The sequence below is a fragment of the Streptomyces aquilus genome, assembly GCF_003955715.1.
Classification (GTDB): Bacteria; Actinomycetota; Actinomycetes; order Streptomycetales; family Streptomycetaceae; genus Streptomyces; species Streptomyces aquilus.
This window is the reverse complement of sequence record NZ_CP034463.1, coordinates 2,729,579-2,755,144: the sequence shown is the minus strand read 5'-3', so window position 1 is coordinate 2,755,144 and position 25,566 is coordinate 2,729,579. Positions and strand designations below refer to the sequence as shown.

Sequence of the window (25,566 nt, the reverse complement as noted above, 5' to 3'; positions counted from 1 at the left end):
TCAGCGCAGCGCCCGGTACGCCGCCAGCAGCCCGTCGACCGCCTCCCGGCCGGCGGGCAGCAGCGGCGCGCGGACCGGGCCCGCGGGCAGGCCCACTTCGTTGAGCAGGGCCTTCGCCGTGACCGTGCCGGGCAGGCCCGCCGACATCATCAACTCGATGAGCGGGGTGGCCTGTTGCTGGAGGCGGGCCGCCTCGGCCGTGTCGCCCGCGTCGAACGCGTCCAGGACGGCACGGAGTCGGGCCGGGACGACGTTCGCCACCGTGCTGATGTACCCCGCCCCGCCCACCGCGTACAGGGCGAGGTTGTGCTCGTCGCAGCCCGCGTAGTACGCCAACTCCGTGCGGGCGATGACCTTCTGGGCGGCGAGGAAGTCGTAGGAGCAGTCCTTGACCGCGACGATCCTCGGGTGCTCGGCGAGCCGGAGCAGCGTGTCGGGCTCGATGCGGGTGCCGGTGCGGCCCGGGATGTCGTAGAGGGCGATCGGCAGGCCGGAGGCGTCCGCGATCTGGCGGAAGTGCGCCTCCAGGGCGTCCTGCGGAGGCTTGCTGTAGTACGGGCTGACCAGCAACACCCCGTCCGCGCCCGCCTTTTCGGCCTCCAGGGCGAGTTCGACGGTGTGCCGGGTGTCGAAGGTGCCGATGCCGGTGAGGATCGATGCCCGGCTGCCGACCGCCTCCCGTACCACCCGGACGAGGTCCGCCTTCTCGGCGTCCGACGTGGTCGGCGACTCGCCCGTGGTGCCGGACAGGACCAGGCCGTCGCAGCCCTCCGCCACCAGCCGCTCGGCGAGCCGCTGCGCCCCTGCCAGATCGAGGGCGCCGCCCTCGGTGAAGGGCGTGATCATCGCGCAGAGGGCGCGGCCGAAGAGCGGGGCGGGGGAGCCGGAGTACGTCATGGGAGTAGTCTCGGCACTGCCATCGTGAAGCTCCACTTAATTCTTCTACGATGTATTGGTAAGTGATGCTGAGAGGTGGGGTCCGGTGGAGGCCCTATGTCCAAATCGGCCCCTCATGGGTCACCATGGCCAGGACGGTCATCGGCCCCAGGTCATGGGAGGCGTCATGAAGCTCGGCAAGGCACTCGCCACCGGAGTCGCGGAAGAGCGGGACCGCGCGGAGGAACCCGCGCTGGAACTCCCCGAGGAGATCGAGGAACTGAAGGCGCCCGAAGAGGTACCGGCCGCCCGATGAGGTTCCGGCTTCCGGAGGAACGCCCGACGGAGCCGCCGACCGGATACAAGATCGCCCACCCGGTGCTGTCCCATGACGGCACCCGGGCCGGGTTCACCGGGGTGTCGCTGGGCGGCGCGCTGCCGTACGGAGTCCTGGCCGACGCGTCCTGCGTCTACGGCCTGCGGCACCCGGCACCGCACCGCCGCTGCGACTGCGGCTTCCACTGCGTCCACGACCGTACGACGGCCGAGGCGCTGCTCTGCACCGCCGAGCACCGCGCCGCCGTCCTGCTGGAGGTCTCCGTCCTCGGCCGCTACCTCCGCTTCGAACTCGGCTACCGCTACGCCCGCCAGCGCGTCCGCACCGCCACCGTCGGCCCCTGCGCCTGCGGCACGACCGCCTCCGCCCTCGCCGACGCCGGCTGGGGCCGACCGGGCTGGCGCGGCCTCGCCCCGTCCTGCGCGGCCTGCCTACGGGGTCGTACGTCCGTCTCGCTCGCCTCCTTCGCACGGCTGGCGGGGGAGGGGCTGCGGGTGGTGGCGGGCAGCGGGAGCACCGCACCGGCGGACCTCGGCGTCTCCGAACTCGCCGCGGAGGCGGCCCTGTTGCAGGCCCGCCTCGACTGGTTCCAGACCCAGCTGGCGCGGCTGGGGGAACGGGGGCCGGAGGCGGGTTCGCAGGGGTAGCGGGGACGGGTCCGGGTACTCGGTCGGTCCGAAACCGAGAGGAGGCGGACACCGTGACCCAGACCCAGGAGCCCGGGCAGGCCCAGCGCTCCGTCGGCGAACTCGTCGGCCAGGCCACCGAACAGCTCTCCCAGCTGGTACGGCAGGAAGTGGCCCTCGCCAAGGAGGAGCTCGCCGAGAAGGGGCGGCGCGCCGGACGCGGCGGCGGCATGATCGGCGCCGCCGGCGCGGTCGCCTACGCCGGCTTGCTCGCCCTCGCCGCCACGGCCGCCGCCGCCCTCTCGCTGACGTTGCCCGTCTGGGCCGCGGCGCTCATCGTGACGGCCGTGCTGTTCGCGACCGCCGCCCTGCTCGCCGCGCGCGGCCGTGCCCAGCTCCGCCGCGCCGCACCCCCCACGCCCGAGGAGGCCCTCGGCAGCGTCAGGGCCGATGTCGAGGAGATCAGGGAAAGGGCGCATCGATGACGGACCGGACGACGCCGGGTGTGGACAGCGGGGCCAAGGGCCCCGAGGAGCTGCGCGAGCAGATCGAGCGGACCCGCAGCCAACTCGGCGACACAGTGGAGGAGTTGGCAGGAAAGATGGATGTCAAGGGCCGAGCGCGGGCGCGGGCGGCCGACCTCAGGGACAAGGCGGGCGCGATGACCGTGCAGCTGCGCAGCACCGCGGCGCAGGCCGGCCACACGGCCCACGACCGGGCCACGCACGCTGGCCACACCCTGCACGACCGGGCCGCACAGGCCCGCCACACGGTGCAGGACAAGGCCACGCAGGTCGGCCACAAGGTCCAGGACCGGGCCACGAGGACCGGCCATCAGACACAGGACCGGGCGACGAAGACCGGTCACGAGTTGCAGCACCGGGTCGAGCACGGCGTTCCGCAGCCCGCCCGGCCCGTCGTCCGGGCGGCGATCCGGCATCCGCGCCCGGCGCTCGTCATCGGCGCGGCCCTCGCCGCGGTGGTCGTGGTGTCATGGCGCTACCCCAAGAGGTGACTTGACCTGAATCGCGGTTGAGGTTGGAGGGTCGTCGGTACACGCATCCGGCACCGAGCAGCGGAGACCGACATGACCCGTCGTACCGGCGACCACCCCGACCTGACCGACCCGCGCGTCGGCGCGCCCTTCTTCAGCACCTGGCGCGTCGGCACTCCCGAACGGCAGCGCCTGACGGTGGAGGCGATCGCGCGGACCTGGGAGCGCCGGGACTGGCCGGCCGCCGGTCTGCTCGGCTACCACGTCTACGCCGGGCACGACGGCTCCACCCTGCTGCACCACTCGCAGTGGACGAGCGAGTCGGCGTACGAGGCGTTCGTGAAGACCCAACGGCAGGAGCGCGTCGACGAGGTCGACACCGCGGTGCCGGGCATCGAACGGGTCCGGCTCGACCGCTACCGGCGTTACCGCAGCGGCACCCAAGACGGTGACACGCGCGTGCCGGGGTGTGTCGTGATCGTCGAGGTGGAGTTCGAGGGCCCTGATCCGGAGCGGCAGCGGGCCTGGGTCGACGCCGTCTTCGAGGCCCTGGAGAGCGAGCCGAACCCGCACCCCGGCGGCATCGGCGCCCACTTCCACCTCGGCACCGACGGCACTCGCGTCCTGAACTACGCCGAGTGGGAGACCGCCCAGGACCACATCGACGCGATGGCCGCCCCCGGCGACGGCGTCGGCTCGGCGACCGAGCTGTGGAAGCGGGTCCAGAACTGGCCGGGGCTGAAGGGCAGTACGGTCAGCCGCTACGAGCACGTGCTCGGACTGCTGCCCGCCTGACACGGCCGGGCCCGGCTGGACTCGTCGTCCAGCCGGGCCTGTTGAGCCGCCGTGCGGTTACGGCTTGAAGCGCAGGACCTGCGGGTCGTGGTCGCTGATCTGGTCGTTGAACTCCGAGTTGACGTGCACGCTGTCGTACTCGAAGTCACAGCCGCGCCGGATCGACGGGGAGACCAGGATCTGGTCCAGGACCTGGGTGTTGCCCTGGTAGACGTACGAGTAACGCTCGCTCTTCGGCAGCGACTTGATCGCCGACCACAGGGCGCCGTCCGTCTCCAGGATCTTGGCGGTGTCGGAGAACTCGAAGTCGTTGATGTCGCCGAGGGCGACGACGTCCGCGTTCTTCTGGGTGTCGAGGATGTCCTTGACGAAGGCGTTGACCAGGGTGGCCTGCTGGTGGCGCTGCACCTCCGAGCTGCGCGGCACCGGCTGGGTCGCCGAGGTCAGACCGTAGTCGCCGCCCTTGGAGTTGAAGTGGTTGGCGATCACGAAGACCGTGCGGCCGCGGAAGACGAACTCGCCGACCAGCGGCTTGCGGCTGGACGTCCAGGCCTCGTTCGCGGGGTCGATGCGGCCGGGGGAGATCGTCAGGGCCGCCTTGCCGTGCTCCCTGGTCACCCCGACGGCCGTGGTGGCGTCGCCGCCGGCGCGGTCGGTGAAGGAGACCCGCTCCGGGTTGAACAGGAACACCTGGCGGATGTTGCCGCCCGGCTCGCCGCCGTCCGTGCCGTTCGTCGGGTCGATGGAGCGCCAGTCGTACGTCGGGCCGCCCGCGGCCGCGATCGCGTCGATCAGCTTCTGCACCGTCTGGTCGGCGGCGACCGTACCGTCGTTGGTCGCTCCGTTGTTGTCCTGGATCTCCTCCAGGGACACGATGTCGGGCGACTGGAGGTTGTTCACGATCGCGGCGGCGTGCGCGGCGAAGGTGTCGTCGGACGGGTCGAGGTTCTCGACGTTGTACGTGGCGACCGCGAGCTCGCCGCGCTTCTGCTTCTGGGTCGTCTCGCGCTCGATGCCGCCGCTCTTCAGCGTGCCGATCGAGTTCGCGACGAGGGTGTAGCCGCCGAACTGGTTGTAGTCCAGCGGGCCGGTCGTGGCGCCCTCCAGGACGTCGCCGACGTTCGCCTTCGGGAAGGCGGCGGTCGAGCCGAGCGACTGGATCTGGATCCGGCCGGTGTTCTGGGAGTCGTAGGAGCCGTAGACCGTGCCGCCGCGGCGGTTGGCGTTCTCGCGCGGCTTCACCGTCACCCACAGCTCGGTGTACGGGTCGCTGGCGCCGACCACGCGGGTGTCGGCGACCTGGACGTTCTCGCCCTCCAGGGACTCGTAGTAGTCCAGGGCGTACTTCGACGGCTCCAGGGTCAGGCCGTTGATCGAGTTGCCCGCGGCGGCGTCGCCGGCCGGTGCGTAGGCGGCCGGGACCGACTTGGCGTCCACGACCACGGCGGCCGGGACGGCGTTGCCGCTGGAGACGACCGTGGTGGTCGGCTTGGTGATCTCGGTGATCGACTGGTTGCCGGAGGAGGTGCCGCCGGGGACGTACTCCGAGACCGTGCCGGACACCGTGACGAGGTCGCCGACGGCGACGCCCTTCGGGGTGGAGCTGGTGAAGACGAAGACGCCCTCACTGGTGGCGGGGTTGTCGTCCGCGTTCGGGTCCTGGATCCAGAAGCCCTTGGACGATCCGTACGTACGGATGCCGGTGACGATGCCGGACACGTCCGCGACCTTCTGGCCGGCGTACGGGGATATCCGGGTCGTGCCCTGGATGTCATGGATGCGCACGGAGTCCGCGTGCGCGGGGGAGATCAGGACGACCGTGGACGCGGCGGAGCACACGGCGGCGACGGTGAGCGCGGCGAGGCGCGCGGAAGACTTGCTCGGCAACGGGATCCCTCCGGGGACGTTCAGATGCGCCGGGACGAGGGTGGAGCGTGGAACGGTGGGAGCCGCGACCGGTGGGGCGGAAGCGACGCGCGTAGAAAGTAGCGTGCGCAGGTGTCAGGGCGGTGAACAGGTGTGCAGTGAATTTCTACGCGCGTAATCTCCTGCGTGATCACGTCAGTTGTCAAGGTTTCGGCCATGTACGGGACCTGGCGGGGAGATGAACCGGGCGGCATGGGTCCAAATCCGTCTAGGCTGAGCGGCTGAGTGGTAAGACGCGATGTCTAGGAGAAGCAGCCGATGTCAGACAGCTCCCCCCTGCCGCCGGTGCGGCTGCACCCCGAAGCGGAGCTGGCGCGGGACGCGCTGTCCACGCCGCTGCTCTCCCGGGCCGCCCGGCTGGCCCGCTGGGCCTCTCCCGAGACCCGCGTCGACGCCGGCGGCGGACTGGTCGAGGACCAGCTCCCCGCCGCCGCCGAGTTCCTCGGCCTCACCGGGGACGACGCCGCGGCCTGGGCGAGCGAGGCCTGGCGGGTCGCGATCGACACCGGGCTCGTCGAGATCGCCGACGAGGAGGAGGGCACCGTCGCGGCCGGCGAGGACCTCGCCCTGCTCACCGGCGGCTCCCCGCAGGACGTGCTCGGGGTGTGGCTCGGCGCGCTGGACACGGTCGTCGCCGACGCGAGCGTGCCCGACCTCGACGACCTGATGGACGCCATGGACGAGCGCGGCGAGATCGACCTCTCCTCCCTCGACTGGGACCCGGAGGCCGAGGCCGACTTCCTCGACGGCGTGCTCGGCAACCTCTATCTGCTCACCGTCAACGAGGACGGCCCCGGTGACCGGCCGGTGCCGCTCCCCGCGCTCGCCGCATCCATGATCGTGCCCAACGACATGGGGGAGCCCACCAACGATGTCCTCGAACAGGTCTCCGACGCGATGATGCGCCTCGACGACCAGTTCCGGGTCCTGGAGCCGATCGGGCTCGTCGAGTACCAGCCCGTCGACGAGGCGCTCATGGCCGACGCCGACGAGGAGCCCGCCGCGCCGGTCGACGACACCGACGTCTCCCGCTACGGCATGGTGCGGCTCACCCCGCTCGGGCTGTACGGGCTGCGGGCCCGGCTCCTCGAGGCCGGCTTCGCGGCGCCGGCCGTCGGGGACCTCGTCGACAAGGGCGCGGACGCCCTCCTCGACGGCACCGCCGGCTTCCCGCCCGGGGCCGCGCAGGCGGAGACCGAGCAGTGGCTGGACCGGCGTGAACCCCTCGCCGCCGCCCGGGAGTTGCTGGCCGCCAGCCGGGGCGGGGACGCGGGCGCACCGCTGCGCCGGCTGCGCTGCCAGCAGGCGCTGTCCCTCGTGGGGCCGGAGGCCGAACCGGCGCTGCGGGCGGTGCTCAACGACCCGGAGCTCGGCGGGCTGGCCCGCGTCTGGCTCACCGAGCGCGGCGCCACGGACGTACCGCCGCCCTCGGAGTCGATGATCTTCTGGCTCACCGTCGACACCGTCGCCGCACAGCTCGCCGCCGAGGGCAACTCCGAGGAGCTGCGGGGGCTCGTGGAGGGCCTCGCCCAGCAGCACAGCGGGTTCTTCGCCGCCGCGTGGCGGGTGGACCACCCGGCCACCGCGGACGTGCTGGAGGCGATGGGGCGGCTGCACCCGGACAAGAAGATCGCGAAGGAAGCGCGCAAGGCGGCCTTCAAGGCCCGCTCGCAGCACGGCGGTTGACCCTCCGAGCGGTACCGAGGGCCGCGGCGGTGCCGCCGCGGCCGTGCCGGGGCACGGGTCGGCGGTGGACGGATTCATGGAAGCGAACATGCGGACGTCGTCCCGTGTTCAACCCCCGTTCAGGCGTGGGCGGGACGGTGACGCCGACCCGAGGTCCGCCACCTCCCACGGCACACCCACCGCCACACAGGAGACACCATGTCGCTCACCCGCAGGGACTTCGCCAGAAACTCCGCGATCACCGGTGCCGGTGTCGCGCTGGCCGGCAGCGTCGGCGCCCTCGCCACCGCGCCGCAAGCCCTCGCGTCCACCGACATCGACGCCGAGAGCGGGGCGGACGCTCGCGGCGGAGTCGGCTACGGGCCCCTGATCCCCGACCCCGACGGCATCCTCGCGCTGCCCGCCGGGTTCAAGTACCGCGTCATCACCTACAGCGGCAAGACCAAGCTGGAGTCGGGCGAGATCACCCCGTCCAACCACGACGGCACGGCCACCTTCGACGGCCCCCGCGGCACCACCCTGCTCGTCAACAACCACGAGCTGAAGGGCCCGCGCGCCAACTGGAAGTACCCCGTGCCGCTCACCGAGGGCCTGGTCTACGACCCCGCCGCGTCCGGCGGCTGCACGGTCGTCGAGGTCCGCCCCGGCGGGCACGTCGCCGAGTGGGTCGGCATCGCCGGCACCTCCACCAACTGCGCGGGCGGCCGCACCCCTTGGGACACCTGGCTCACCTGCGAGGAGACCGAGGACAAGGCCGGCACCAACGGCATGACCAAGGACCACGGCTACGTCTTCGAGGTCGACCCGATCGACCACCGCGCCAACCGCGCCCCCAAGCCCCTGAAGTTCTTCGGCCGTTACGCCCACGAGGCCGTCGTCATCGACCCCAGGCGCGGCCACGCCTACCTCACCGAGGACGCCGCCGGCCCCAACGGCCTGCTCTTCCGCTGGACCCCGCCCCAGGGCTTCGAGCACGGCCGCGGCAAGCTGCGCACCCTCGCCGACGACGCCGGCGCCCTCCAGGCCTTCAAGTGCTTCGACTCCGGCGGCCAGTTCGTCGACGACCTCTCCCGCGCCACCAAGATCGGCACCGTCTACGGCGTCGACTGGGTGGACGTCCCCGACCGCGACGCCAAGACCGTCGCCGTCCGCAAGCAGTTCTCCGACGGACAGGTCACCCGCGCCCGCAAGCTGGAGGGCATGTGGTGGGGTGACGGCGGCGCCTACATCGTCTCCTCCTACGCCCGCACGGAGAGCCCCGTCCAGCACGACGGCCAGGTCTGGTTCTACGACCCCAAGCGCCGCACCCTCACCCTGAAGGTGCTCCTCGGCGTCAACCCCGACCCCTCCGTCGACGGCGCCTTCGACGGCCCCGACAACATCACCGTCTCCCCGTACGGCGGCCTCGTCATCGCCGAGGACGGCGAGGGCGTCCAGCACCTCTTCGGCGCCACGGACAGCGGCAAGACGTACCCGATCGCCCGCAACGAACTCAACATCGGCACCGAAGAGGAGCCCGAGTACAGCGAGTTCACCGGCGTCACCTTCTCCTGCGACGGCCGGACCCTCTTCGCCAACATCCAGACGCCGGGCATCATGCTCGCCATCACCGGCCCCTGGAAGCGCCAGAAGCGCGGCTGACATTAATTGAGTCGCTCGCCCGCGGCACGCCTCCTAGAGTGAAGAACGTCCAGGTGCGAAGGCAGGACCTACTTCCACTCATAATGGGGCGGCCGCGGGTTCGAGTCCCGCCACCGGTACAACGCGCCGGTGTAGCTCAGGGGTTAGAGCACCTAATGTCGGTTCCGCCGACCTGAACTCTGGACACCACAATTTCATGCACCTCCCGGTGCGAACTTTTTGAACTCGGGGAGGCGCAGCTCAAGGTGGGTGCCCGGTGCGCAGGCAGCGGATACTTCCGGAACTGGTGGGGGTAAACCCTCGTGCGGGTTCGAATCCCGTCATCGACTCAGGGTCGATGTGGCGGAACGGCAGACGCGCCAGTCTTTTCCGCAGCCGACTTCGAACTCGGGCACCCTCCTTTTGCTGCGCCTCCCTCCGAAACCCACAGTGAATTCGGGGGAATTCAGCATGTCGCGATTCAACAGGAAGACAGCACGGGCGCAGCCCACTTCGCGCGTCACCTCCACGGGCCGCGTGCTGCGCACCTTCCAGGGCGGCCGAGGCCGTGAGCGGGACGCGCGCTCCGAGCTCTTTCTGCTCGCCGTCGCCAACTTCGTCTCCCAGCAGACCTTCTACGAGACCGGCGCCGACCGCGACGACCGCTTCGCGACGCTCGTGCGGGAGCTCGCCGTCACCGACCCGGAGTGGACCGCAGGCCTGCTCGGCTGGCTGCGCGGCGAGGGCAACCTCCGTACCGCCTCCGTCGTCGGCGCCGCCGAGTACGTGAAGGCGCGCCTCGACGCGGGCGCCACCGGCGGCCCCTCCAACCGGCAGGTCGTCGACTCCGTGCTCCGGCGTCCGGACGAGCCCGGCGAGCTGCTCGCATACTGGACGGCGACCTACGGCCGCAATGTGCCCAAGCCCGTCAAGCGCGGCGTCGCCGACGCCGTACGACGTCTCTACAGCGGAAAGTCGCTGCTGAAGTACGACACCGCGGCCAAGGGCTACCGCTTCGGCGACATCCTCAACCTGGTGCACGCGGTGCCCGACCCGGACAAGCCGTGGCAGGGCGAGCTGTTCCGGTACGCCCTCGACCGCCGGCACAACCCGGACACGGCCGTGCCGCCCGCGTCGAACCGGACGCTGGTCGCCCACCGTGAGCTGATGGCGCTGCCGGTCGCGGAGCGGCGCGCGGTCGTCACGTCCGCGGGCGGCGCCGAGCGGCTCGCCGCGGCCGGGATGACCTGGGAGGCGCTGGCCGGGTGGTTGCAGGGGCCGATGGACAAGGCGGCCTGGGAGGCGGTCATTCCGTCCATGGGCGCGATGGCGCTCGTGCGGAATCTCCGCAACTTCGACCAGGCCGGGGTCTCCGACGAGGTCGCGGCCCAGGTCGCGGCCCGGATCAGTGACCCGGCGGAGGTCGCGCGGTCGCGGCAGTTCCCCTTCCGGTACCTCGCCGCGTACCAGCACGCGCCGTCGCTGCGCTGGGCGTACCCGCTGGAGCAGGCGCTCGGCCACTCGCTGGCCAACGTGCCCGCGCTGCCCGGCCGGACGCTCGTCCTCGTCGACCGCTCGGGCTCGATGTGGGGCCGGCTGTCCGACCGCTCGCAGCTCAACCGGGCGGACGCGGCGGCGATCTTCGGCACGGCGCTCGCGCTGCGCGCGGAGCGGGCGGACCTGGTGCAGTTCGGCACCACCAGCGCCGAGGTGCGGTTCCGCAAGGGCGAGTCGGTGCTCAAGATCCTGGAGCGCTTCGGCAACCTGGGCGGCACCGACACCACGGGCGCGGTGCGCCGGCACTACCGCAGGCACGACCGGGTGCTGATCGTCACCGACGAGCAGTACGCGTACAGCCACTACGGCGACCCGACCGAGCAGGTCCCCGCCGACGTGCCGGTCTACACCTGGAACCTGGCCGGCTACCGGGCGGGCCACGGCCCGTCGGGCACGGCGAACCGGCACACCTTCGGGGGCCTGTCGGACGCGGCGTTCCGGATGGTGCCGCTGCTGGAGAGCGCCCGCGACGCCGACTGGCCGTGGGCGGCCTGAGGCTGGCGAGCAGGCAGGGTGTGGCCCGCACTTCACGGGGGGTGCGGGCCACACCCTTGTGTGCGCCCAGGGCCCGCACCCTTGTGTGTGGCCAGGGCCCACACTCATGTCTGCGCCCAGGGCCCGCACCCTTGTCTGCGCCCAGAGCTGACATCTAACATTTCAGTTGTGGAGGCCATACCGCGTACGTTGCTCAGGGACCGCGCCTACGCGGCGATCAGGGACGCCATCGTGGCCGGGGAGCTGGAGCCCGGCGCGGTCGTGCGGGACGCCGATCTCGCCGAGCGGCTCGGACTGTCGCGGGCGCCGGTACGGGAGGCGTTCTCGCGGCTCGTCGACGAAGGGCTGCTGGAGAGCAAGCCGCAGAGCTACACCCGGGTGACGCCGGTCGTGGCCGCCGACGTACGGGACGCCGCCGCGGTCGTCGGCGCCATGCACGAGCTGGTCACCCGGATCGCCGTGCCCCGGCTGTTCGCCGCGGACATCGAGGCCATGCGCACGGCCAACGAACGGTTCGCCGCGGCCGTCGGCGCGGGTGACGTGGACGGCGCGCTCCAGGCCGACGACGACCTCCACGACGTCCTCGTCCGCGTCAGCGGCAACCGCGCCGCCGCCGCGACCGCCGCCCGCTACACCCCCCTCATCCGCAGACTGGAACGCCGCCGCTTCGGCGAGGGCGGCAGCTGCCGCTCGGCCGGGCTGCACGAGCGGCTCATCGCGGCCTGCGCGGCCGGTGACGTGGACGCGGCGGTGCGGGTCACCGCGGAGATCTGGCGCGGGCTGGCCGAGCTCGCGGACAGCGACTGACCAGGGAGGCTCCCCATGTCCCTTTCCTCGTACGAGCGTTACCCGCTCCTCTTCGGACCCTCGCCCGTCCATCCCCTGGAACGCCTCACCGCGCACCTCGGTGGCGCGTCCCTGTGGGCCAAGCGGGAGGACTGCAACTCCGGGATCGCGTACGGCGGGAACAAGACGCGCAAGCTGGAGTACCTCGTCGCCGACGCCCTGGCCCAGGGCTGCGACACCCTCGTCTCCATCGGCGGCGTCCAGTCCAACCACACCCGGCAGGTCGCGGCCGTCGCCGCCCGCGCCGGGCTCAAGTGCGTGCTGGTGCAGGAGAGTTGGGTGGACTGGCCGGACGCGGTCTACGACAAGGTCGGCAACATCCTGATCAGCCGGCTCGCGGGGGCCGACGTACGGCTGGTGCGGGCCGGGTTCGGGATCGGGTTCAAGGAGTCCTGGGAGCAGGCGCTCCGGGAGGTCGAGGAGTCGGGCGGCACGCCGTACGCCATCCCGGCCGGCGCCTCCGACCATCCGCTCGGCGGCCTCGGCTTCGCCGGCTGGGCGTACGAAGTCGCCGAGCAGGAACGGGAGTTGGGGGTCTTCTTCGACACCGTCGTGGTCTGCTCGGTGACCGGCTCCACCCAGGCGGGCATGGTCGCCGGGTTCGCCGCGCTGGAGGAGGCGGGCGGCCGGCCGCGGCGGGTACTCGGGATCGACGCCTCGGCGAAGCCCGCCGCCACCCGGGAGCAGATCGCCAGGATCGCCCACGCCACCGGCGGACTCATCGGTGTGAAGAGGGAGTTGACGGTGGCCGACGTCGAGCTGGACGAGCGCTACCACGCCGGCGTGTACGGCATCCCCGACGACACCACCCTCGCCGCGATGCGTCTCGCCGCCCGCACCGAGGGGATGGTCACCGACCCCGTCTACGAGGGCAAGTCGATGGCCGGGATGATCGACCTCGTCGAACGCGGCGAGATCGGGGCGGACGCGACCGTGCTGTACGCGCACCTGGGCGGGCAGCCGGCGCTGAACGCGTACAGCGCGCTGTTCTAGCCGGTGGGGCGGGGTCAGGGTTCGAGGTCGACCACTCCCTTGCCGGTCGCGATGTCGAACGGCACGGAGACCTGGTCGTGCGTGATCAGCCATCCGTCGCCGGTCTTCCGGAGGCAGTAGGTGACCCTGACCCACATGCCGCCGATCGCCGTCCCGTCCTTCAGGGTGCCGCCGAGACGGCCGAAGGCGTGCCCGAACGCGAGGTCGTCGCCCACGGTGAGGGTCAGGTCGCGGATCTCGTACCTGACCGTCTCGAATCCCGTGAACACGGGCTCCCAGTTCTTGAGTTTGGCCTCGACGCCCACGTGCTGGAGCGGTGGCTGGACGTCGAAGGACACGATGTCCGGCGCGTAGAGAGGCCTCAGGGCGTCGGGGTCCTTGGCCTGGAGGCCCTCGACGAGCTTCTCGATGTGCCGGCGGATCTCTGCTTCCTCGCTTCTCATGAACTCGACGGTATGACCGCGTGGTTATCTTGTCCAAGACCGATATCGCTATGGGGTTATGCATCCGGAGGCATGATGGAGCTGAACGCGCTCAGGCAGTTCCTGGTGGTGGCGCGACTGGAGCACCTCAGCCGGGCCGCCGAGGAGTTGCGTCTCGCCCAGCCGTCGCTGAGTCGGACCATCGCCCGGCTGGAGAGCGAACTGGGCACCCCGCTGTTCGACCGGGGCGGCCGGCTCCGGCTGAACGACAGCGGCAGGATCTTCCGCGGCCACGTCGAACGTGCCCTGGGCGAACTCGACGCGGGACGGCGTGCCGTCGCCGAGGCCGGCGGCGAGGGGCCGGGCGTCGTGCGGCTGGCGTCGGAGACCTTCCTGACCCTCTCCGGACCGCTGGCCGCCTACAAGCGCGCGCATCCCGCCGTCGAGATCGCGCTGCACTGGTCGCCGCCCGAGGACATGGCCCGTCGGCTGCGCGCCCAGGAGGTCGACCTGTGCGTCGCCTCGCAGCCGATCCCCGCCGAGGGGCTGGAGTCCGTGGCGCTGTTCGAGGAGCAGGTGGGCGTGGGCACACCGCTCGGCCATCCGCTGGCCGGGCGCACGTCCGTCACCGTCGACGAACTCGCCGACCAGCCCTTCGTCACCGCGCGCGAAGGGCACTGGCTGCGCCGGCTGCTCGACCGGCAATTCGCGGCGCGGGGTCTCACCCCGCGGATCGTCTGCGAGACCGACGAGCACAGCGCCATCGCCGACCTGATCAGCGCGGGCCTCGGCATCGGCCTCGCCCCCGCGATCGCCCGCCGCAGCGCCACCCAGGCGCCGGTCGCCTGGATCCCGGTGGACAGCCCGGACTGCCGCCGCACGGTCACGCTGCACTGGGGCGCCCAGAACCATCTGCCGGCCGCCGCCCGTCTGATGCGTACGGTGATCACCGAGTGGGAGTGGGAGGTGGGGGCCGGACCCGGCGGGTGAAGTTCCCCTCTTGTGCGTGCCGGGCGTCGCGCGGCAGACGCCACCGTCGCCACAGGCCCTGGCTGGGCGGCGTCGCCGAAACGGCGCGGCCGCCCTTGCGCCTGTCAGGCGGGGGCGGCCGTTCCGGGGTGGTCGGCGGGGCGGTGGCTTACAGGGCCTGGGCGGCCGGCTTCACCATTCCCCGGACCGTGCGCGACTTCACGAAGTCGCCCATCGCCGTCATCTCCCACTCACCGGAGAACTGCTTGATCAGCTTCGCCATCATCACGCCGGTCTGGGCCTCGGCGTTGGTGAGGTCGAAGCGGACCAGTTCCTCGCCGGTGGCGGCGTCCAGGAGGCGGCAGTAGGCCTTGGCGACCTCGGTGAACTTCTGGCCGGAGAAGGAGTTCACGGTGAAGACCAGGCCCGTGACCTCCTGCGGGAGGCGGCCGAGGTCGACGACGATCACCTCGTCGTCGCCACCGCCCTCACCCGTGAGGTTGTCGCCGGAGTGCTTGATCGCGCCGCCGACGATCGACAGCTTGCCGAAGTAGCAGCTGTCGATGTGGTTGCGCTGCGGGCCGTAGGCGATGACCGAGGCGTCCAGGTCGATGTCCTTGCCGCGGTACGCAGGCTCCCAGCCGAGGCCCATCTTGACCTGGGAGAGCAGCGGGCGGCCGCCCTTGACCAGGGACACGGTCTGGTTCTTCTGGAGGCTGACGCGGCCCTTGTCGAGGTTGATCTTCCCGGCGCCGGGCGCCTGCGCCGGCGGCGGGGGCGTGCTCATCGGCGGGGCCGGCGGGGTGACCGGGGTCTGGATCGTGGGCTGCGGCGGGGCGACCGGCGGGGCGACCGGCTGGGGCGGTGCCACCGGGGCCGGGGCCGGCTCCTCGACCGTCACGCCGAAGTCGGTGGCGATGCCGGCCAGGCCGTTGGCGTAGCCCTGGCCGACCGCGCGGGCCTTCCAGGCGCCGTTGCGCAGGTAGATCTCCACGACCACCAGCGCCGTCTCGGTGCCGAGCTGCGGGGGCGTGAAGGTGGCGAGGACGGAGTGGTCGTCGGCGTTGCGGATGGTGGCCGTCGGTTCGATGCCCTGGAAGGTCTGGCCGGCGGCGTCCGGGCTGGCCGTGACGACGATCTTCTCGATGCCCGGGGGGACGGCGGCGGTGTCCACGAGGATCGCGTCCGGTGCCGCGCCGCCGCCCGAGCGGTAGGTCACGCCCGGGCCGTTGGGCTGGTTGTAGAAGATGAAGTCGTCGTCGGAGCGCACCTTGCCGTCGGCGGTGAGCAGCAGGCCCGATACGTCGAGCCGCACCGGGGCGGCGACGTCCACCGTCACGCGCGCGGCGGAGAGAGGGATGTTCGAGCCGGGGGTCATAGCTGTCATGACCGGTGAACGATCCAACCCGCTTTACCGTTCCCTTACCCGCGACCGTTCGGATCGGAGGCGGGGACCGGGGGATCAGCGGCGGGGACGGGGCGGGATCAGCGGCGGTTTCGGGGGTGGTTCCGAGCCGTGCGTTCGTTGCCGCGCTTGTAGTTCCCGGTCCAGCGGGCCATGACGAGCTGGGGGTCGGCGGCGGACTCGACCTCGGCGAGGAACTGGGCGGCCCGGGGGCCGTGGAGGGTGGTGGCGAGGCGCTGGTGGTGGGTGATGCGGACGGTTCCGTCGGCGTGGGCTTCGTAGCGGAAGCCGTGTGGGCTGGGCATGGGCGGATGGTAGGGGGCGGGGTGGGGGTGGGCGCCAAGGGTTTTCGCCCGCCCGCGCCCACCCGCCCCGGCCGGGAAACCGCTACGGCACCACCACGATCTTCCTGCCCACCCCCGCGGCGAACTGCTCCAACGCCTCCGGGTAGCGGTCCAGCGGGATGCGGTCGCTGATGAAGATCTCCGGGTTGAGCACCCCGTTCGCGAAGAGTTCCGCCGCGCGCTCGAAGCTGTGCAGGACCGCCATGGAGCCGGTGATGGTGATCTCCTGGTTGTAGATGCGGTACGGGTCGATGGTCACCTTCGTCGCGTAGTCCGCCACGCCGAACTGGAGGAACGTGCCGGCCTTGGCCACCCGGTCCAGGCCGTCCTGGATCGCCGCCGCGTTGCCCGTGGCGTCGATCACCAGGTCCCAGCCCTGGGGGCGGTCCAGCTCGTCCGCATGCGCCGCGGACGCCGAGACGCCGAGCCGGCGGGCCGTCTCCAGGCGGGCCGGGTTCACGTCGATCACGTCCACGCTCGCCGCACCCGTCCGCTTGGCCAGCTCCAGCATCATCAGGCCCATCGTGCCGGAGCCGTAGATCAGGACGTGGGCGCCCAGGCGCGACTGGAGGACGTCGTAGCCGCGTACCGCGCACGACAGCGGTTCCACCAGCGCCGCGTCCTGGGTGCGGACGTGGTCGGGGAGGCGTACGCAGTTCGCGACCGGGGCGAGCGCGTAGGTCGCCGCGCCGCCCGCCGTCGTCACGCCGATCGCCGCCCAGCGCTCGCAGAGGTTGTTGTGGCCGGTACGGCAGTAGCGGCACTCGTGGCAGTACAGGGAGGGGTCCACCGCCACCCGGTCGCCCACGGACAGCTCCGTGACCTGGGTGCCCACCCCGACCACCTCGCCCGCGAACTCGTGGCCCGGCACGATCGGCAGCTTCGGGGCGAACTCGCCCTGGAGGATGTGGAGGTCGGTGCCGCACAGCCCGCAGGCCGCGACCTCAACGACCACCTCCCGCGGGCCCGGCGTCGGGTCCGGGACCTCGGCGACGACGGCCCTGCCCACGGACTCGATGACGGCGGCCTTCATTTCACGGCTCCCAACGACAGGCCCTGGACCAGCTTGTCCTGGGCGGCGAACCCCGCGGCGAGCACCGGCAGGGAGATGACGAGCGACGCGGCGCACACCTTCGCCAGGAACAGGCCCTGGCTGGTGATGAAGCCGGTCAGGAAGACGGGGGCGGTCTCGGCGACCACGCCGGTCAGGACCCGGGCGAACAGCAGCTCGTTCCAGCTGAAGATGAAGCAGATCAGCGACGTCGCCGCGATGCCGGGGAGGGCGATCGGAGCGACGACGCGGGCGAGGATCGTGGGCAGCCTCGCGCCGTCCACCCGCGCCGCCTCGATGATCGCGACCGGGACCTCGGCCAGGAACGACTGCATCATCCACACCGCGATCGGCAGGTTCATCGACGTGTAGAGGATGACCAGCAGCCAGATGTTGTCCAGCATGTCCGTGTTCTTGGCGAACAGATAGATCGGCAGCAGGCCCGCCACCACCGGGAGCATCTTCGTCGACAGGAAGAAGAACAGGACGTCCGTCCACTTCCGGACCCGGTTGATGGAGAGGGCGTAGGCCGCGGGGAGTGCCAGGAGGAGGACGAGGAGCGTCGAACTCACCGAGGCCACCGTCGAGTTGACCAGCGCCGGCCAGGGGCTCGCGCCGCCGCCCGTGCCGAAGAACTCGCGGTATCCGTCCAGGGTCAACGCCGCCCCGAAGGACGGGGGGTTGGTCGCGGCGTCCGACTCCGAGTGGAAGGACGTCAGGGCCATCCAGGCGATGGGGAGGAAGAAGAGGATCCCCAGCAGCCAGGCTGTCACGCCGAGGCCAAGTCCCTTGCGTTTCACGATGGTCGCGCTCATGCCCGGCCCACCTCCTCGCGGAACAGAGACGACACGACCCGCAGGGCGAAGGTCGCGATGATGATCGAGCCGATGACGACCAGGACGCCCGCGGCCGAGGCGAGGCCGTTCTCGTGGGCCTGGTAGAAGCTCTGGTAGACGGTGTACGGGAGGTTCGCCGTGCCCAGGCCGCCCGAGGTGATCGTGAAGACCGCGTCGAAGTTCTGGACGATGTAGATCGAGCCCAGCAGGGCGCCCAGTTCCAGATAGCGGCGCAGGTGCGGGAGGGTGAGGTGGCGGAATATCTGCCAGTCGCTCGCGCCGTCCACCCGCGCCGCTTCGAGCTGCTGGGGGTCACGGCTCTGTAGGCCCGCCAGCAGGATCAGCATCATGAACGGGGTCCACTGCCAGACCAGGGACGCCTCCACCGCGAGTAGCGGGGTGTTGGAGATCCAGTCCGGCTGCGGGCCGCCGACGTAGTGCAGCAGGCCGTTCAGCAGGCCGTACTCGGGGTTGTAGAGGACGTGCTTCCACAGCAGCGCCGCCGCCACCGGGACCACCAGGAACGGGGCGATGAGCAGCGTGCGGACCACGCCCCGGCCCCGGAACCTCCGGTCGAGGAGCAGCGCGAGGACCAGGCCCAGGACCAGGCTGGCCAGGACCACGGCCACCGTCAGCAGGACGGTCGTCCACACCGAGTGGCGCAGGTCCGCGTCGGTGAGTACCTCGCGGTAGTTGTCGACACCCGTGAAGTGGCGGGCCTTCGGATAGAGGGCGTTCCAGTCGAAGAACGAGATCACCAGCGTGGCCACGAACGGGAGTTGGGTGACCGCGATCATGAAGATGAGGGCGGGGAGCAGCGGGGCCCGGGTGGCCCAGGCGCGCAGCCGGGCCGACGGTTGGCGGGTGGTGCGGACGGGTGTGGTGGCCAGGGGGGCCGTCGTCGTCGCGGTCATCGTCCCTCGTACTCCTCGGAGATCTTCTCGGCGAGCCGCTGGGACTTGCTCAGCGCCGACTCGACGGACTGGCGTCCGGCGATCGCCGCGCTGATCTCCTGCGAGACCTTGGTGCCGAGATCGGTGAACTCGGGGATGCCGACGAACTGGATGCCGGGCGCGGGGCGCGGCTGCACCCCCGGGTCGGTGGGCCGGGCGCCCTCGATGGCCTCCTTGGTCATCTCCTGGAAGGCGGCGGCCTCTTGGCGGTACGCGGCGTTCGTGTACGTCGAAGCGCGCTTGCCGGCCGGGACGTTGGACCAGCCGATCTCGTCGCCGACGAGCTCCTCGTACTGCTTGCCGGAGGCCCAGGAGACGAACTTCCAGGCCTTGTCGGGGTTGCGGGAGGCGTCCTGGATGCCCCAGGCCCAGGTGTAGAGCCAGCCGGAGGACTCGGTCTTCTCCACCGGAGCGGCGGCGTAGCCGACCTTGCCCCTGACCGGGGAGTCCTTCGCCTCCAGGGAACCGGCGGCGCTCGTGGCGTCGTACCACATGGCGACCTTGCCCTGGGTCATGTTGTTCAGGCACTCGGCGAAGCCGGACTGGGCGGCGCCGGACTCGCCGTGCGCACGGACCAGGTCGACGTAGAACTTCGCCGCCTTCTCCCACTCGGGGGAGTCGAGCCGGGCCTTCCAGTCCTTGTCGAACCAGGTGCCGCCGAAGGTGTTCACGACGGTCGTGAGCGGCGCCATCACCTCGCCCCAACCGGGCAGCCCGCGCAGGCAGATGCCCTTCATGCCGGGCTCGGCCCCGTCCACCTTCGCGGCCAGGTCGGCGACCTGGGTCCAGGTGGGGTGCGCGGGCATCGTCAGGCCCTTCGCGGCGAACACGTCCTTGCGGTACATCAGGAACGACGACTCGCCGTAGAAGGGCTGGCCGTAGAGCTTGCCGTCGTCGCCGGTCAGGGACTCGCGCATGGGCTTGAGGACGTCCTGCTCGTCGTACGCCGGGTCCTTGGCGACGTAGGAGTCCATCTCGTGCAGCCAGCCGTTGCGGGCGTAGATCGGTATCTCGTAGTTGGAGAGGGTCGCCACGTCGTACTGGCCGGCCTGGTTGGCGAAGTCCTGGCTGATCTTGTCGCGGACGTCGTTCTCCGGCAGCACGGTGAAGTTGACCTTGATACCGGTCTCATCGGTGAAGCGGGGCGCGAGCTTCTGAAGCTCGGTCATCTGGGGGTTGTTGACCATGAGGACGTTGATCGAGTCGCCGCCCGATCCCGCCCCGCCGGCTCCGGCCCAGCAGCCGGAGAGCAGCGGGGCTAGCAGCGTCCCTGCGGCGGCCAGGGCGAGCGGGGCTCGCGGTGGCCGTCGTCGGCTCGGGGTTCGCATGGATCGCTCCTGCACATATGGGGAGATAAAGGGCGCGACAGGGTGTGGCGCGCCGCCTCAGGGGTGGGTGGGGTTCTCAGACGCGGATGACTTGTGGACCGAGCAGGGAGTAGCGGTGGGCCTCCGCCGACGGCAGCAGCGTGCTCGTGACGATCGCCTCCAGCGTGCCGATCTCCGCGAACCGGCAGAAGCTGACCGCCCCGAACTTGGTGTGGACGCCCGCGAACACCGTGCGGCGGGCGGCCCGGATGGCCTGCGCCTTGACCTCGCTGACGGCCGGGTCGGGGGTGGTGAGGCCGTGTTCGCGGGAGATGCCGTTGGCGCCGATGTAGGCGAGGTCGACGACGAAGCCGGCGAGCATCTTCGTCGTCCAGTGGTCCACGGTCGCGAGGGTGCCGGGGCGGACCCGGCCGCCGAGGAGCAGGACCGAGGTGTTCTCCGCCTCGGCGAGCACGCCGGCCACCGGGAGGGACGCGGTGACCACGGTCAGCGGGCGGTCCCTGGGCAGCGCCTCGGCGATGAGCTGGGGGGTGAAGCCCTCGTCGACGAAGACGGTCTCGGCGTCGCCGAGGAGGTCGGCCGCGGCGGTGGCGATCCTGCGCTTCTCGGGGACGTGGCTGGTGGCGCGGAACGCGAGCGTCGTCTCGAAGCCGGCGCTCTCCACGGGGTAGGCGCCGCCGTGGGTGCGGCGGATGAGGCCGTGGTCCTCCAGGGCGCGGAGGTCTCGGCGGACGGTTTCCTTGGCCACGCCGAGTTGGATGGCGAGGGTGTTGACCTCCACGGCGCCGGTGGTGCGGGCGGCGTGGACGATTTCCCGCTGGCGTTCTTCCGCGGTCCTGGTCATCCGGTCACCCGCTTTCCTGTCGTGCTGCCCGTTCGGGCCGTATGCAGGAAGTTGTACAGCGGGGACGGGGTGGTGACCAGGTCTGTTACGAGGGGGATGCTGACCGGATCTGCCCGTTCGGGCAAGGTGCGCCCATGAGCTCGGGGAGTGCGGTGGTGCGGCGGCTGCGGGTGTGTTGTGGCTGGTCGCGCAGTTGCCCGCGCCCCTGGGCGTGGCGCTGCGCGCCACGATCCACGGCGCGGGCCGCGCCCGTATGAGCCCGCGACCGGCCCGTTCCGCGCCCGTCAGTACGGCCAGATCGGCGGGTCGCTCACGAAGTGGCCGCCCAGGTGGGCGTGGGCGATGTTGTCCGGGTCGAGGTCGCCCTGTTCGGCGATCAGTTTCTCGGCGTACGGCTCGGAGTCGTCCTGGGGGTCGTAGCCGAGGGCGCGGGCCGTGGTCAGGTCCCACCACAGGCGGGTGTTGGCAGAGGAGCCGTAGACGACGGTGTGCTTGACGTCCTCGGCGGTCAGGGCCGCGTGCAGGAGGCGGGCGCCGTCGGCGGGGCTCATCCAGACCGAGAGCATGCGCACGCTGGTGGGTTCGGCGAAGCAGGAGCCGATGCGGACCGAGACCGTCTCCAGGCCGTACTTGTCCCAGTACAGCTGCGCGAGGTCCTCGCCGAACGACTTGGACAGGCCGTAGAAGGTGTCCGGGCGGCGCGGGGTGTCGACGGGGATGAGCGGGTCGTCGCCCTGGGGGCGGGGGGTGAAGCCGACGGCGTGGTTGGAGGAGGCGAAGACGATCCGCGGGACGCCCTCCTCGCGAGCGGCCTCGTACAGGTTGTACGTGCCCTCGATGTTCGCCTTGAGGATCTTGTCGAAGGACGCTTCCAGCGAGATGCCCGCGAGGTGGATGATCGCGTCGACGCCCCGGACGGCCTCGCGGAGCGCGTCCTTGTCGGCGAGGTCCGCGACGATCGCGTCCGGTTCGCCCTCGATCGGCAGCAGGTCGAGCAGGCGCAGCTCGTAGCCGTAGGAAGGGAGCAGGTCTCGCATCAGGGTGCCGAGGCCGCCGGCGGCGCCGGTGAGCAGAACGGTGCGGGGCGCTGGCATGCTCGGCTCTCCTTGGACTGGACCCATATTCACATTCGTGGACAAGCTAAGGATCACCGGCTCGTCGCGTCAAGGGTGGTGCGGCGTGTGTTCATAAATGTAAACTTCGATCAACATCCCGCACGTTGATTTTTCCTTGCCCCGACGCCGCCGTTTCTCGTCCCAGGGAGTGCCCGTGACGCCTGCCGACCTCGCCGCTCGCCTCGGCATCCCCAGCGGGCCGCTGTTCTTCCCCGTCACCGCCTACGGCCCCGACGGCGCCGTCGACCTCGACACCTACCGCACGCATGTGCGCCGGGGCGTCGAGGCGGGGGCCGCCGCCGTGTTCGCCTGCTGCGGCACCGGGGAGTTCCACGCGCTCACGCCCGAGGAGTTCGAGGCGTGCGTACGGGCCGCGGTCGAGGCCACCGGGGGACGGGTGCCGGTCGTCGCGGGCGCCGGGTACGGCACCGCGCTCGCCGTGCGGTACGCGAGGCTCGCCGAGGCGGCCGGCGCGGACGGGCTGCTCGCCCTGCCGCCGTACCTGGTGATCGCCGGGCAGGAAGGACTGCTGCGGCACTACCGGGAGATCGCCGCCGCCACCGCGCTGCCCGTCATCGTCTACCAGCGCGACAACGCCGTCTTCACCCCGGAGAACGTCGTCGAACTGGCCCGTACCCGAGGGATCGTCGGGCTCAAGGACGGCCTCGGCGACCTCGACCTGATGCAGCGGATCGTGAGCGCCGTACGAAGTGAAGTCCCGGGCGACTTCCTCTACTTCAACGGACTGCCCACCGCCGAGCAGACCCAACTCGCCTACCGCGCCGTCGGGGTGCCGCTCTACTCCTCCGCCGTGTTCTGCTTCGCGCCCGAGATCGCCCTCGCCTTCCACGAGGCGCTGGAGAGCGGGGACCGGGCGACGGTGGACCGCCTCCTCGACGGCTTCTACCGTCCCTTCGTCGAACTGCGCGCCCAGGGCCGCGGCTACGCCGTCGCCCTCGTCAAGGCGGGGGTACGGCTGCGCGGGCTCGACGTGGGGGAGGTCAGGCCGCCGCTGCACGAGCCGGGAGAGGACCATGTGAAGCGGCTCGCGCAGATCATCGAACGCGGCTACGCGCTGCTGGAGGAGGGCAAGTGAAGGCGTCGGCATTCGTCTACCCCTGGGACGTCAACGGAGACCCCCGGGCCGCCGCGACCATCGCGGCCACCGGAGTCCAGCAGGTGACGCTCGCCTCCGCCTACCACTCCACGCGCGCGCTGACCCCCCGCCACCCGCGCCATCGCATCGTCACCGCCGAGCACGCGGCCGTGCTCTACCCCACCGACGACCGTTGGCAGGGACGGGAGTTGCGGCCCTACCCGGCCGGCGACTGGGCGCCCGGCGACGCGTTCGGCGAGGCGGCCGCGGCGCTCACCGACGCCGGCCTGGAGGTGCACACCTGGGTGGTCCTCGCGCACAACTCCCGGCTGGGCGCCGAGCATCCGGACACCTCCGTCGTCAACGCCTACGGCGACCGCTACCCCTGGGCCCCGTGCATCGCCCAGCCCGCCACGCGCGCGTACCTCGTCGACCTGGCCGCCGAGGCGGCGGTACGGCCGGGCGCCCACGGCACCGAGCTGGAGTCCCTCGGCTGGTACGGCCTCCAGCATCTGCACGCCCACGACAAGACCGGCGGCGTCGGCCTCGGCGACGCGGGCCTGTACCTGATGGCGCTCTGCTTCTGCCCCGCCTGCCGGGAGGGCTACGGCGCCCGGGGCGTCGACGCCGGCGAACTGGCGGCCGGCGTCCGCGCCGCCCTGGAGCCGGTGTGGCGCGGGGCGCCCTCCGACGGGGGCTGGGCCGGAGTCGAGAAGCTCCTGGGCGCTTCGATCGCGGCCGCCACGCGCGCGTGGCGCGACGACACCGCCCGCACGCTCCAGGAGGCGGCGGTGACGGCGGTGCGCGATGCCGCCCCCGCGGGCTTCCGGATTCTGCTGCACGCCGACCCGGTCTCGTACCACGTGGGCGCCAACGCCGGCGTGGACCCGGCGCACATCCTGTCCGTCGCGGACGGGGTGGTCGTGCCCTGCGCGGGCGGGCCGGGCCTGCTGGCCCCGTTTGCCGAGGTGTCCGGCGGGTCGGTCATCGCCGCCAACTTCACCGTCGTCTCCGGCATGGGCGGCAGCCCCGGCACCCTCGCCTCGGACGCGGCACGCGCGCGTGCGCTCGGGGCGACGGAACTGCGGCTGTATCACGCCGGATTGGCGTCGGACGCGGACCTGGAAGCGGTTGGGTCGGCGCTCGCCGGGCTGTGAAGCAGCGGCACGGCGGTCGCCAGCCACACCGCGCCCAGGATCGGCAACAGGGGGCGCAGGCCGACCAGTTCGACCAGTGCCGCGCCCGCGGCCAGCCCGAGGACGTTCGGTGCGAACACCAAGGTGTTGGCCGTGGCGACGGCACGGCCGAGCAGCGCGTCCGGGGTCTCCCGCTGTACGGCCGTGAGCACGGTGATCAGCACGCACGGCAGGCCCAGGCCGCTCGCCGCGCTGCACACCAGCGCCAGCCAGTCGGCCGGTATCGCGCGCAGGCCCGCCGCGACGGCCGTCAGGGCGATGCCGTACGCCGCGAAGCGGCGCTCGCCGAGGTGCCGCAGCGCGGGGCCGGAGAGCAGGCCGACCGTTATGGAACCGGCGCCCTGGACGGCGTACAGGACACCGGTGTACGCGGGGGAGTGACCGAGGCTGTCGACGACGGCGTAGATCATCGCGCCGTTGAGGCCGGCGAAGAGCATGGTGGTGCCGCCGGCCAGGACGAGGGGGCGGAGTCGGGGGTGCCGCCACAGGTGGCGGGCGCCCTCGGCGGTCTGTGTGCGCCAGGTGGGGGTGGGGGGTTTGGGGTTGGGGGCGCGGTGGGATTCGGGGCCGGGTTCGTGGACGCGAAGGCGGGCGTACAGGGCGGCCGCGGCCAGGAACGTGACGGCGTCGAGGAGGGCGACGGCGGGTCCGCCGTACGCCGCGTAGAGGCCCGCCCCCGCCAGGGGGGCGAGGAGTTTCATGCCCTCCGTCGCCGACATGCGCAGGCCGTTGAAGTCGCCGAGGAGGGTGTGGTCCACGGCTGAGGCGACCAGGGCGGACTCGGCGGCGTCGTGGACGACGCCGGTCGCGCCGTACACGAAGAGCACCGTGAACAGGAGCCACAGGTCGCCGGAGGCGTCCACGGTGGTGAGGGTGAGCAGGAGGGTGGCCAGGAGCAGGTTCGCTCCGACGAGGAGCGGTTTGCGGCGGGTGCGGTCGGCGAGTGTGCCGAGGGCGGGGCCGGCCAGGGTGGGGGCCCACATCGCGAGCATGCACAGGGCGGCGAGGCCGTTCGAGCCGGTGAGGTCTTTGACCCAGACGCCGGAGGCCAGCCACAGCGCGGAGGTGCCGAAGCCGGAGACGACGACCGCGGTGAGGTAGAGGCGGGCGTTGGGGTCGTGGAGGAGGCGGTGGGGACGGGTTGGCCGGGGTGTCATGCCTGTTGATCGTGGCGCTAAGGAGGGGGTGGGCGGATGGGGAAGGTGCCCTAGAAAAGCGCCGGGGAGGGGGTGGGTCCGGCGGGCGGCGATGAGTTT

The 25,566-nt window shown here is 71.6% G+C and carries 25 protein-coding genes; 13 read left to right on the top strand and 12 right to left on the bottom strand.

Features of this window, described 5'->3' with window-relative positions; genetic code table 11:
• Positions 1-897 (bottom strand): 4-hydroxy-tetrahydrodipicolinate synthase, encoded by an 897-nt coding sequence (gene dapA, locus EJC51_RS12745; RefSeq protein ID WP_165951126.1) that lies wholly within the window; start codon positions 895-897, stop codon positions 1-3.
• A gap of 166 nt (positions 898-1,063) precedes the next feature.
• On the opposite strand from dapA, the gene EJC51_RS49155 reads away from it, so the two are divergent.
• From EJC51_RS49155 to EJC51_RS12725, 5 genes are all read left to right on the top strand, one after another.
• Complete coding sequence (locus tag EJC51_RS49155; RefSeq protein WP_279631344.1) at positions 1,064-1,192, top strand: hypothetical protein; 129 nt, start codon at positions 1,064-1,066, stop codon at positions 1,190-1,192.
• Positions 1,189-1,860, top strand: coding sequence for a hypothetical protein (locus EJC51_RS12740; RefSeq protein WP_126271181.1), 672 nt, complete (start codon positions 1,189-1,191; stop codon positions 1,858-1,860). Before EJC51_RS49155 ends, EJC51_RS12740 begins: the two co-directional genes overlap by 4 nt.
• Positions 1,861-1,913: 53 nt before the next feature.
• Positions 1,914-2,324: a phage holin family protein gene (locus EJC51_RS12735; protein WP_126271180.1), complete on the top strand. Its 411-nt coding sequence runs from the start codon at positions 1,914-1,916 to the stop codon at positions 2,322-2,324.
• A complete protein-coding gene (locus EJC51_RS12730) occupies positions 2,321-2,854 on the top strand; it encodes a DUF3618 domain-containing protein (RefSeq protein ID WP_126271179.1) in 534 nt (177 codons plus the stop codon). Before EJC51_RS12735 ends, EJC51_RS12730 begins: the two co-directional genes overlap by 4 nt.
• 72 nt (positions 2,855-2,926) lie before the next feature.
• Positions 2,927-3,628, top strand: coding sequence for an antibiotic biosynthesis monooxygenase (locus tag EJC51_RS12725; RefSeq protein ID WP_126271178.1), 702 nt, complete (start codon positions 2,927-2,929; stop codon positions 3,626-3,628).
• A gap of 57 nt (positions 3,629-3,685) precedes the next feature.
• Here the strand turns inward: EJC51_RS12725 and EJC51_RS12720 are convergent, their stop codons facing one another.
• Positions 3,686-5,515, bottom strand: coding sequence for an endonuclease/exonuclease/phosphatase family protein (locus EJC51_RS12720; RefSeq protein WP_126271177.1), 1,830 nt, complete (start codon positions 5,513-5,515; stop codon positions 3,686-3,688).
• Between the two features lie 297 nt (positions 5,516-5,812).
• Here EJC51_RS12720 and EJC51_RS12715 point away from each other — a divergent pair, with 297 nt between their 5' ends.
• From EJC51_RS12715 to EJC51_RS12695, 5 genes are all read left to right on the top strand, one after another.
• Positions 5,813-7,240, top strand: coding sequence for a hypothetical protein (locus EJC51_RS12715; protein ID WP_126271176.1), 1,428 nt, complete (start codon positions 5,813-5,815; stop codon positions 7,238-7,240).
• A gap of 198 nt (positions 7,241-7,438) precedes the next feature.
• Positions 7,439-8,881, top strand: coding sequence for an alkaline phosphatase PhoX (locus tag EJC51_RS12710; protein ID WP_126271175.1), 1,443 nt, complete (start codon positions 7,439-7,441; stop codon positions 8,879-8,881).
• Positions 8,882-9,331: 450 nt separating this feature from the next.
• Entirely contained in the window at positions 9,332-10,912 is a 1,581-nt protein-coding gene (locus tag EJC51_RS12705; RefSeq protein ID WP_126271174.1) for a TROVE domain-containing protein, read from the top strand.
• A 177-nt stretch (positions 10,913-11,089) separates the two neighbouring features.
• The gene (locus tag EJC51_RS12700; protein WP_207924751.1) at positions 11,090-11,719 is read left to right on the top strand and encodes a GntR family transcriptional regulator; all 630 of its coding nucleotides are present in this window, start codon (positions 11,090-11,092) and stop codon (positions 11,717-11,719) included.
• 15 nt (positions 11,720-11,734) lie between these two features.
• Positions 11,735-12,751 carry a 1-aminocyclopropane-1-carboxylate deaminase gene (locus EJC51_RS12695; RefSeq protein WP_126271173.1) on the top strand — a complete coding sequence of 339 codons (1,017 nt, stop codon included), beginning with the start codon at positions 11,735-11,737 and terminating at the stop codon, positions 12,749-12,751.
• 14 nt (positions 12,752-12,765) lie between these two features.
• Here EJC51_RS12695 and EJC51_RS12690 read toward each other — a convergent pair whose 3' ends face one another.
• On the bottom strand, positions 12,766-13,194 hold the full coding sequence (locus EJC51_RS12690) for a YybH family protein (RefSeq protein ID WP_126271172.1): 429 nt from the start codon (positions 13,192-13,194) through the stop codon (positions 12,766-12,768).
• 72 nt (positions 13,195-13,266) lie between these two features.
• Between EJC51_RS12690 and EJC51_RS12685 the strand changes: the two genes are divergently transcribed.
• The gene (locus EJC51_RS12685; RefSeq protein WP_208870699.1) at positions 13,267-14,163 is read left to right on the top strand and encodes a LysR family transcriptional regulator; all 897 of its coding nucleotides are present in this window, start codon (positions 13,267-13,269) and stop codon (positions 14,161-14,163) included.
• A 148-nt stretch (positions 14,164-14,311) separates the two neighbouring features.
• Here the strand turns inward: EJC51_RS12685 and EJC51_RS12680 are convergent, their stop codons facing one another.
• The 8 genes from EJC51_RS12680 to EJC51_RS12645 all read right to left on the bottom strand — a co-directional run bounded on the left by EJC51_RS12680 (position 14,312) and on the right by EJC51_RS12645 (position 21,997).
• Positions 14,312-15,520: a TerD family protein gene (locus EJC51_RS12680; RefSeq protein ID WP_126276920.1), complete on the bottom strand. Its 1,209-nt coding sequence runs from the start codon at positions 15,518-15,520 to the stop codon at positions 14,312-14,314.
• A gap of 107 nt (positions 15,521-15,627) precedes the next feature.
• Positions 15,628-15,852, bottom strand: coding sequence for a hypothetical protein (locus EJC51_RS12675; RefSeq protein WP_126271171.1), 225 nt, complete (start codon positions 15,850-15,852; stop codon positions 15,628-15,630).
• Positions 15,853-15,934: 82 nt separating this feature from the next.
• The gene (locus EJC51_RS12670) at positions 15,935-16,924 is read right to left on the bottom strand and encodes a zinc-dependent alcohol dehydrogenase family protein (RefSeq protein WP_126271170.1); all 990 of its coding nucleotides are present in this window, start codon (positions 16,922-16,924) and stop codon (positions 15,935-15,937) included.
• The gene (locus tag EJC51_RS12665; RefSeq protein WP_126271169.1) at positions 16,921-17,757 is read right to left on the bottom strand and encodes a carbohydrate ABC transporter permease; all 837 of its coding nucleotides are present in this window, start codon (positions 17,755-17,757) and stop codon (positions 16,921-16,923) included. Before EJC51_RS12665 ends, EJC51_RS12670 begins: the two co-directional genes overlap by 4 nt.
• Positions 17,754-18,692, bottom strand: a complete 939-nt coding sequence (locus EJC51_RS12660) for a carbohydrate ABC transporter permease (RefSeq protein WP_126271168.1) — start codon at positions 18,690-18,692, stop codon at positions 17,754-17,756. Before EJC51_RS12660 ends, EJC51_RS12665 begins: the two co-directional genes overlap by 4 nt.
• Positions 18,689-20,059: an ABC transporter substrate-binding protein gene (locus tag EJC51_RS12655; protein ID WP_126271167.1), complete on the bottom strand. Its 1,371-nt coding sequence runs from the start codon at positions 20,057-20,059 to the stop codon at positions 18,689-18,691. The genes EJC51_RS12660 and EJC51_RS12655 overlap by 4 nt, the downstream gene beginning before the upstream one ends.
• Before the next feature lie 76 nt (positions 20,060-20,135).
• Complete coding sequence (locus EJC51_RS12650; protein ID WP_126271166.1) at positions 20,136-20,903, bottom strand: DeoR/GlpR family DNA-binding transcription regulator; 768 nt, start codon at positions 20,901-20,903, stop codon at positions 20,136-20,138.
• Between the two features lie 284 nt (positions 20,904-21,187).
• Complete coding sequence (locus EJC51_RS12645; RefSeq protein WP_126271165.1) at positions 21,188-21,997, bottom strand: NAD-dependent epimerase/dehydratase family protein; 810 nt, start codon at positions 21,995-21,997, stop codon at positions 21,188-21,190.
• A gap of 175 nt (positions 21,998-22,172) precedes the next feature.
• On the opposite strand from EJC51_RS12645, the gene EJC51_RS12640 reads away from it, so the two are divergent.
• The gene (locus EJC51_RS12640; protein ID WP_126271164.1) at positions 22,173-23,114 is read left to right on the top strand and encodes a 5-dehydro-4-deoxyglucarate dehydratase; all 942 of its coding nucleotides are present in this window, start codon (positions 22,173-22,175) and stop codon (positions 23,112-23,114) included.
• On the top strand, positions 23,111-24,271 hold the full coding sequence (locus EJC51_RS12635) for a hypothetical protein (protein WP_126271163.1): 1,161 nt from the start codon (positions 23,111-23,113) through the stop codon (positions 24,269-24,271). The genes EJC51_RS12640 and EJC51_RS12635 overlap by 4 nt, the downstream gene beginning before the upstream one ends.
• Here the strand turns inward: EJC51_RS12635 and EJC51_RS12630 are convergent.
• Positions 24,208-25,467, bottom strand: a complete 1,260-nt coding sequence (locus EJC51_RS12630; RefSeq protein WP_126271162.1) for an MFS transporter — start codon at positions 25,465-25,467, stop codon at positions 24,208-24,210. The genes EJC51_RS12635 and EJC51_RS12630 overlap by 64 nt on opposite strands.
• Positions 25,468-25,566: the final 99 nt, after the last annotated feature.

Bases quoted from the DNA above. Each gene is read 5' to 3' on its own strand.
- EJC51_RS12670 (WP_126271170.1), bottom strand. From the start codon at position 16,924: ATGAAGGCCGCCGTCATCGAGTCCGTGGGCAGGGCCGTCGTCGCCGAG.
- EJC51_RS12630 (WP_126271162.1), bottom strand. From the start codon at position 25,467: ATGACACCCCGGCCAACCCGTCCCCACCGCCTCCTCCACGACCCCAAC.
- EJC51_RS12740 (WP_126271181.1), top strand. From the start codon at position 1,189: ATGAGGTTCCGGCTTCCGGAGGAACGCCCGACGGAGCCGCCGACCGGA.
- EJC51_RS12730 (WP_126271179.1), top strand. From the start codon at position 2,321: ATGACGGACCGGACGACGCCGGGTGTGGACAGCGGGGCCAAGGGCCCC.
- EJC51_RS12660 (WP_126271168.1), bottom strand. From the start codon at position 18,692: ATGACCGCGACGACGACGGCCCCCCTGGCCACCACACCCGTCCGCACC.
- EJC51_RS12650 (WP_126271166.1), bottom strand. From the start codon at position 20,903: ATGACCAGGACCGCGGAAGAACGCCAGCGGGAAATCGTCCACGCCGCC.
- dapA (WP_165951126.1), bottom strand. From the start codon at position 897: ATGACGTACTCCGGCTCCCCCGCCCCGCTCTTCGGCCGCGCCCTCTGC.
- EJC51_RS12695 (WP_126271173.1), top strand. From the start codon at position 11,735: ATGTCCCTTTCCTCGTACGAGCGTTACCCGCTCCTCTTCGGACCCTCG.
- EJC51_RS12710 (WP_126271175.1), top strand. From the start codon at position 7,439: ATGTCGCTCACCCGCAGGGACTTCGCCAGAAACTCCGCGATCACCGGT.
- EJC51_RS12675 (WP_126271171.1), bottom strand. From the start codon at position 15,852: ATGCCCAGCCCACACGGCTTCCGCTACGAAGCCCACGCCGACGGAACC.
- EJC51_RS12655 (WP_126271167.1), bottom strand. From the start codon at position 20,059: ATGCGAACCCCGAGCCGACGACGGCCACCGCGAGCCCCGCTCGCCCTG.
- EJC51_RS12705 (WP_126271174.1), top strand. From the start codon at position 9,332: ATGTCGCGATTCAACAGGAAGACAGCACGGGCGCAGCCCACTTCGCGC.
- EJC51_RS12690 (WP_126271172.1), bottom strand. From the start codon at position 13,194: ATGAGAAGCGAGGAAGCAGAGATCCGCCGGCACATCGAGAAGCTCGTC.
- EJC51_RS12685 (WP_208870699.1), top strand. From the start codon at position 13,267: ATGATGGAGCTGAACGCGCTCAGGCAGTTCCTGGTGGTGGCGCGACTG.
- EJC51_RS49155 (WP_279631344.1), top strand. From the start codon at position 1,064: ATGAAGCTCGGCAAGGCACTCGCCACCGGAGTCGCGGAAGAGCGGGAC.
- EJC51_RS12715 (WP_126271176.1), top strand. From the start codon at position 5,813: ATGTCAGACAGCTCCCCCCTGCCGCCGGTGCGGCTGCACCCCGAAGCG.
- EJC51_RS12665 (WP_126271169.1), bottom strand. From the start codon at position 17,757: ATGAGCGCGACCATCGTGAAACGCAAGGGACTTGGCCTCGGCGTGACA.
- EJC51_RS12645 (WP_126271165.1), bottom strand. From the start codon at position 21,997: ATGCCAGCGCCCCGCACCGTTCTGCTCACCGGCGCCGCCGGCGGCCTC.
- EJC51_RS12680 (WP_126276920.1), bottom strand. From the start codon at position 15,520: ATGACCCCCGGCTCGAACATCCCTCTCTCCGCCGCGCGCGTGACGGTG.
- EJC51_RS12725 (WP_126271178.1), top strand. From the start codon at position 2,927: ATGACCCGTCGTACCGGCGACCACCCCGACCTGACCGACCCGCGCGTC.